Here is a 429-nt window from a genome sequence, read left to right as displayed (position 1 = left end):
CAGCACCGGCTCCTGTTTGAGGTTATCGAGCCAGTTGGTATCGAGTTTTGGGACGGACGAGAACAGCAGCCTTGAATAAGGATGGCTCGCCTCGCCTCCCATCATGTCGGGACGCAGCTGCTCGACTTTCTTGCCCCCATACATCACGATCACTTCGTCACAGATCGCGCGAACGGTGGAAAGGTCGTGACTGATAAACAGATAGGAAAGCGACAGTTCGCGCTGGAGTTCCTTCAACAGATCAAGGATGGCCGCAGCAACGACGGTATCGAGCGCCGAAGTGATTTCATCGCAGATGATCATCTTGGGATTGGCGGCCAAAGCCCGGGCAAGATTGATGCGCTGCTTTTGACCACCGGATAATTCACCAGGCCTGCGATAGCGCATAGTGCGCGGGATCCGCACCATATCAAGCAGTTCGTCGACCCG

General features: G+C 55.5%; 1 protein-coding gene. It reads right to left on the bottom strand.

Annotated features, from left to right (window positions below):
* Positions 1–429, bottom strand: a 429-nt coding sequence (locus QSJ70_RS27390) for an ATP-binding cassette domain-containing protein (protein WP_285541371.1), incomplete at both ends; no start/stop codon positions are given.

It is taken from the genome of Brucella sp. NBRC 12950 (genome assembly GCF_030268145.1).
Taxonomy (GTDB): Bacteria; Pseudomonadota; Alphaproteobacteria; order Rhizobiales; family Rhizobiaceae; genus Brucella.
Note: the sequence above shows the minus strand (reverse complement) of the source record. Positions and strands in the feature narration are given on the sequence as shown.